6 protein-coding genes and 1 pseudogene are annotated in these 5,563 nt (G+C 73.5%); 4 read left to right on the top strand and 3 right to left on the bottom strand.

Features of this window, described 5'->3' with window-relative positions; all coding sequences use genetic code 11:
• Positions 1–282: 282 nt before the first annotated feature.
• Positions 283–978, bottom strand: a complete 696-nt coding sequence (locus tag AB0O00_RS28000; RefSeq protein ID WP_363656354.1) for a ribonuclease H — start codon at positions 976–978, stop codon at positions 283–285.
• 133 nt (positions 979–1,111) lie between these two features.
• On the opposite strand from AB0O00_RS28000, the gene AB0O00_RS27995 reads away from it, so the two are divergent.
• Both AB0O00_RS27995 and AB0O00_RS27990 read left to right on the top strand, forming a co-directional pair.
• Positions 1,112–1,993, top strand: a complete 882-nt coding sequence (locus tag AB0O00_RS27995; protein WP_363656352.1) for a hypothetical protein — start codon at positions 1,112–1,114, stop codon at positions 1,991–1,993.
• A gap of 54 nt (positions 1,994–2,047) precedes the next feature.
• On the top strand, positions 2,048–2,404 hold the full coding sequence (locus AB0O00_RS27990) for a hypothetical protein (protein WP_363656351.1): 357 nt from the start codon (positions 2,048–2,050) through the stop codon (positions 2,402–2,404).
• Between the two features lie 14 nt (positions 2,405–2,418).
• Here the strand turns inward: AB0O00_RS27990 and AB0O00_RS27985 are convergent, their stop codons facing one another.
• Positions 2,419–3,534, bottom strand: coding sequence for an NAD(P)-binding protein (locus AB0O00_RS27985; protein ID WP_363656349.1), 1,116 nt, complete (start codon positions 3,532–3,534; stop codon positions 2,419–2,421).
• A gap of 61 nt (positions 3,535–3,595) precedes the next feature.
• Here AB0O00_RS27985 and AB0O00_RS27980 point away from each other — a divergent pair, with 61 nt between their 5' ends.
• Together AB0O00_RS27980 and AB0O00_RS27975 are read left to right on the top strand one after the other, a co-directional pair.
• Entirely contained in the window at positions 3,596–4,039 is a 444-nt protein-coding gene (locus AB0O00_RS27980) for a MarR family winged helix-turn-helix transcriptional regulator (protein ID WP_363656347.1), read from the top strand.
• Between the two features lie 143 nt (positions 4,040–4,182).
• Entirely contained in the window at positions 4,183–5,061 is an 879-nt protein-coding gene (locus tag AB0O00_RS27975; protein WP_363656345.1) for an AAA family ATPase, read from the top strand.
• A 61-nt stretch (positions 5,062–5,122) separates the two neighbouring features.
• Here the strand turns inward: AB0O00_RS27975 and AB0O00_RS27970 are convergent.
• Positions 5,123–5,563: pseudogene (locus AB0O00_RS27970) on the bottom strand (reductase); the annotation flags it as partial.

Raw genomic sequence — 5,563 nt, 5'->3', positions numbered from 1 at the left:
ACCCGGGCGCGGACTGCCGGCCCGAGCCCCGGTAGAGGGTGTTGCGCACGCCCGGGTCGTCCTCGACGACGAGGACGGTGCGGCGGGCTGCGGTGGTGTCTGTCATGGTGTCATCTTCGCTGGTGGCGGGGGTGGTCCGGGGGTCCGGAGGCCCGGGATCCGGAGGTCCGGAGGTCCGGGGGCCCGGAGGTCCGGGTGGCCTGCCGCCAGCGTGCCGGTGCCCTGTCTGCCGTGTGCAAGGTAAACGGCAGAGGCGGGTAAGAAGTCCGTCGCCGGACGAGCTCAGGCGTGGGCCGCCGCGCACTCCGGGTGGCCCCAGCTGCTGCCGACCTTGGTGATCTTGTCGCCCTTGGCGTACGGGCGGGCGCAGGGGCAGGTGCCGGGGTAGCGGGCGGCGAGGGTGCGGGAGGTGCCCGTCTTCTTGGCCGCGGGCTTGGCCGAGGCGTTCGCCGCCTTTGCCGCCTTCGCCGGGCGCGCGGAGGCCGTGACCGGGTCCGGCACGGGCAGGTCGGCGGCCGTGCCGCCGGCGCCCTGCTGCGTGCGGGCGGCGTCGCTCGCGGCCTTGTCGGCGATGGCGTTCAGCGGGTCGCCGTCGACCTGGTGGGCGGGGACGTACTGGAAGGCGACGTCGCGGCCCTCCAGCAGGGCGTCGATCTCCTGGATCAGCTCGCGGTTGGCGACTGGCTTGCCGGCGGCCGTCTTCCAGCCGTTGCGCTTCCAGCCGACGAGCCACTTGGTGACCGCGTCCCGGGTGTAGGTGCTGTCGAGGCGCACCTCCAGCGGGGCGGCGGGGTCGGTCGAGGCGAGCAGCTCGCGCAGGGCCGTCAGTTCGCCGATGTTGTTGGTGCTGTGCCCGAGCGCGCCGGACTGCCAGCGCTGCGGCGCCCCGGCGGCGTCCGCGACGACGTACGCCCAGCCCGCCGGGCCGGGGTTCCCCTTGGCAGCTCCGTCACAGGCTGCGATCACTCGTTCGTGCATGTCTCCGATCATGCCAGGGTCCGGCGGGCCTCCCGACCACGCGTTCCCGTCGCGCGATTTGTGTGATCCCGGCGCCGGCCGGAGGTCTCCTCTTCAGGAAGCCCGAAAGACCCCCGACCCGAAGGACCCGCCGATGACCGCTGCCGCCCGTCCGTTCTCCCGAGGCTGGCTGCTCGCGTCCTGCGTGCCGACGCTGCTCGTGCTCGGCATGGCGCTGTCCGTCCCGCGGAGCCCGCAGCCTGGGCAGCCCGTGCAGTCCTTGCAGCCTGTTCAGACCGCGATGCCCGCGATGCCCGCGATGCCCGCGATGGCTCCCGCGCCGACCGCCCGCGGCCTCGCGTCGGAGGAGGGCGGGTACCGGCTCGCGCTGGAGACCACCGCGTCGCCCGTCCGCTTCACGATCACCGGGCCGGACGGCGCACCCGTCACCGACCTCGCCGTCCACCAGACTAAGAAGCTGCACTTCTACGCGATCCGCAGCGACCTCACCGGCTTCCGCCACCTCCACCCGGACCAGGCCCCGGACGGCACCTGGACCGCCGACCTCGCGCCCCTCGACCCGGGCACCTGGCGGCTGTACGCCGACTTCGTCCCGAACACCGGCCCCCACAGCCCGGAGCACGTCCTCAGCCGCACCCTGACCATCCCCGGCGAGGCCGCCCCCGTCCCCCTGCCCGCGCCCGCCGAGCGCACCACGGTGGACGGCTACAACGTCACGCTGCGCGCCCAACCCATGTCCGGCGCCTACCAGTTGACCGCCACCATCGACCAGGACGGCCGCCCGGTCACCGACCTCCAGCCCTACCTGGACAGCTACGCCCACCTCAGCGCCTTCCACGAGGGCGACCAGGCTCTCGCGCACCTCCACCCCGCGAACGCCGTCACCAGTGACCACGGCGGCCCGACGCTGACGTTCCAGGCGATGCTCCCCGAGCCCGGCAACTGGCGCGTCTTCCTCCAGTTCCAGACCGCCGGCCGGCTCCACACGGCCGAGCTCACCCTGCGGGTCTCTTGAGGGCCCGACACAATGCGGTCGAGCCGGGCGCGGCGGTCCGGGTAGCCTCGCCGCGTGGTGGATGAGGAGCAGTACGTCCGGTACCGGGAAGACTCGAAGCTGCTGGCGGCGATCGGGGAGCACGTCCACGCCCAGGTCGGCCGCGTCACCGTACGGCTGCCCGCGGCGGTGGCCCAGGCCGCGGTGGACGCCTGGGAGCGGGACGAGACGGGTGACGTCGACGAGGAGACCCGCGAGCAGTACGAACTGCGGGGCCAGGCCGGCGACCTGGCGCTGATCGGCCTGGAGATCTCGGAGCGCGGCCGCCGGGAGGGCGAGGAGGTCGTCGTCGACCTGCACGTCTCCTCCGCGGGGGCGGCGTTCCTCGGCTACGTCGAAGCCGCGGGGCCGGCCTTCCGACCGCGGGAGTAGCCGGGGGCGCCCGGCTACGAGAAGTCGCCGGTGTGGCGCCGGGTGGACGCCGCGACCGCCGCGAAGCCGTAGTCGAGCATCTCCGCCTCGTACGCGCGGACGGCGTCGAGCAGCGGCGCACCGGGGACGAGCCGGGACGCGAGCAGCCCCGCCTCGTGGATCGCGACGCCCGCGCTGATCCCGGCCGGGGGCATCGGGTGGGCGGCGTCGCCGACGAGCGTCACCGGCACCGTCGGCCACGGACCGGGGCGCTCGGCGGCCTGGATGGCGGCGGGCACGACGTACCGGACGTCGCCGAGCCCGACCAGTGCGCCCAGCGCGGGGTCCCAGTCGGCGACGGTCCGCTCGGCGAGCGCCAACAGCTCGGCGGGGGCGAGGTCGTAGAGGTCCGGACCGTAGCGGTCGGCGGGCGCGGTCAGGCCCCACATCACGTAGTCCTCGGCCGCGGGCAGCCCGAAGTCCGCCGGGTCGCGGCGGAACCGCTGGGCGGCCAGGGCGAGGCCACGGCCGTCGGCACCGACGACGCCCAGGAAGCCGTCGAGGGCCTGCTGTGGCGTCAACTCCCTTGCCCTGTCCGTCATCGGTGTGCGGCCGTAGATCAGCCGACTATCCTGCACGACCACCGAGTAGTCGGGCAACAGCTGGCGCCGGACAGCGGAGTTGACGCCGTCCGTGGCCACCAGCAGGTCCCCCTCGGCGGTGGTGCCGTCGGTGAGGAAGACGCGGACGGTGCCGTCGTCGAGCACCTCGTAGCGGGAGAAGCCGGCGCCGAAGCGGACCGCGTCCGCCAGGTCCCGCAGCATGATCCGCCGCAGCGTCAGCCGGTCGACGGTGATGCCCGCCGCATCCGGCGGAACCGGGATCTCGACGAAGTCCCGCAGGTCTGGCCCGACCATGCTGACACCGCCCGTGGCCGCGCACGCCGTCGCGACGGCCTGTTCGTAGGCCTCGGCGGGCAGCCACCTGCGCAGCGCCGCGTCCCCGTCGCCGCCGATGTGGATCCGGTAGCCCTGCGAGCGGGCGTCGATGGCGGAATCCCGCTCGAAGAGCCGCACCTCGTGACCGTGCCGGCGCAGCCCGTGGGCGAGGCACGGGCCGGCCAGGCCCGCTCCGATGATCAGAACGCGCATGATTCAACCCCAAGTTGAGATCGTCTCAGATGAGACTGTCTCGGACGCTAGCATCACCCCCATGGAACCTCAACCCTCCGATCCGGCCGCCCTCGGACTGCTGATGTACCGCGCCCACCAACTCGCCCGGGCCAAGGCCAACCAGGCCGCCAAGCCCAGCGGCATCGAACTGCAGCACGCGGGCGTCCTCACCGCCGTCCGCGACGGCGGGGCACGCAATCAACGCGAACTCGGCGCAGCACTCGGCATCGACAAGTCGACCCTGGTGCGCATCGTCGACGACCTGGAACACCGCGGCCTGCTACGCCGCCGGCGCACCCCGAACGACCGGCGCGCCTACGAGATCCTGATCACCGAGGAGGGCGAGCGCCGGCTGGAGGAAGCGGGCGACCTGTTCCGCACCGCGATGGCCGGCCTCCTGGAGGTCTTCACCCCCGAGCAGCAGCAGCAGCTACACACCCTGCTGGCCCAGTTCGTCGACCAGGACGCACCGCCGAGGACGTGAGGGAGCAGCGACTCAGCCGGGCGGTCGTCCAGCGGTGCCAGTGCCCGCCGGTCATCCGGAAAGCGGTGGCCGACCGACGGCCTCGGAAGGTAGTTTGCGATCAACCGACCTGCCCGCCAGCCCGCCAGCCACGAGGAGCTCCCGTGTCCGACGACGTCCGGGGCCTGCCTCCGGAGCGAGGCGCCCGGCTTGCCTTCCTGGTCGAGCAGTGCCGGCCGCTGCTCGCCGACGACGGGGGCGACGCGGACGACGCGGACATGGAACGCGTCCAGTGGCTGCTGCGTGAGCTCGGGGCCGGGGTCATGGACGCGATCCTCGTGACGCGGGAGCTGCTCGGACCCCGCCCCGGGTCGCTCGGACCGGCCCGAGACGCCGTGCTCTCCAGTGCCGCGCGGACGACGAGCACCGAACTGTCGTTCCACCAGGCCGCCGACCTCGCCGAGCGGGCGAACGACGTGGCCGACGGCCTCCGTCGGACGGCGCCGCGAACCCCCGGGAGCACCCGGGTCATCGCCATCGACGGCACCGGCGGATCGGGCAAGTCGACGCTGGCCGGCGCGGTGGCCGCGCGGATCGGCGGCGCGGTGGGCATCGTCCGCGTCGACGATTTCTACCGCCCTCTCCCCGACCACGAGCGGGAGCAACTAGACGCGGAGCAGGGGTACCACCGCTACTTCGACTGGGAGCGTCTGCGGGACGAGGTCCTGATCCCGCTACGGGAGGGCCGGACCGCCCGCTACCGGGTCCACGACTGGACCACCGGGCGGCTCGGGGCCTGGCGCGAGGCCGCCGCCGGGGCCGTGGTGATCGTCGAAGGGGTCTACTCCGCCCGTCCCGAGCTCGCCCCCTTCTACCACTTCACCACGTACGTCGATACGCCGCCGGACCTCTGCCTCCAGCGCGTACGCGCACGCGGCGAGAACTCCGAGGAGTGGATCCGGCGTTGGCGCGCCGCCGAGGATCACTACGTCCGCACCACCTGGCCCCAGACCAGGGTCGGTCTCCTCGTCCGGGGCTACTAGACACCAGGCCCGGGAGCAGGAAGTCGGCCACGCCGACTTCCTGCTCCCGACCGCTACCAGGTCACCGGGCTGCGTAGACGTCCTGGACGTAGCGGCCGGCTTCGATCAGGGATTGCAGCCAGGCCTCCGCCTGCTCCTCGTCGGCGCCGCCCGGTGTGTAGGTCAGGTAGAGGGTGCGGAAGGCGGCGCGGACGCCGGGGGCCATGCGGGCGCCGTCGCCGCACACGTAGACCTCGGCGCCGTCGGCAAGGAGTCGCCACACCTCGTCGGCCTCCGCCGCGATGCGGTCCTGGACGAAGCGCCGGCCGTGTTCGGGGGCCTCGCTGAAGGCCGGGCGCAGGGTGACGGCGCCGGCGCGTTCGGCGGTTTCCAGTTCGGCGCGGTGGAGGTAGTCGGCGTCGGGCCGGTCGCAGCCAAAGTAGAGCAGGGCCGGGGCGAGTTCGGCGCCTTCGCCGATGCGGCGCCGGCGGTCGGCGACCGCGCCGCGGAACGGGGCGAGGCC

The organism is Kitasatospora sp. NPDC093558 (genome assembly GCF_040683475.1).
GTDB lineage: Bacteria > Actinomycetota > Actinomycetes > Streptomycetales > Streptomycetaceae > Kitasatospora.
This window is presented reverse-complemented; position numbering and strand designations above follow the sequence as displayed.

Excerpts from the sequence above, each read along its gene's own strand:
- AB0O00_RS28000 (WP_363656354.1), bottom strand. The coding sequence starts at position 978 with ATGCACGAACGAGTGATCGCAGCCTGTGACGGAGCTGCCAAGGGGAAC.
- AB0O00_RS27985 (WP_363656349.1), bottom strand. The coding sequence starts at position 3,534 with ATGCGCGTTCTGATCATCGGAGCGGGCCTGGCCGGCCCGTGCCTCGCC.
- AB0O00_RS27980 (WP_363656347.1), top strand. The coding sequence starts at position 3,596 with ATGGAACCTCAACCCTCCGATCCGGCCGCCCTCGGACTGCTGATGTAC.
- AB0O00_RS27995 (WP_363656352.1), top strand. The coding sequence starts at position 1,112 with ATGACCGCTGCCGCCCGTCCGTTCTCCCGAGGCTGGCTGCTCGCGTCC.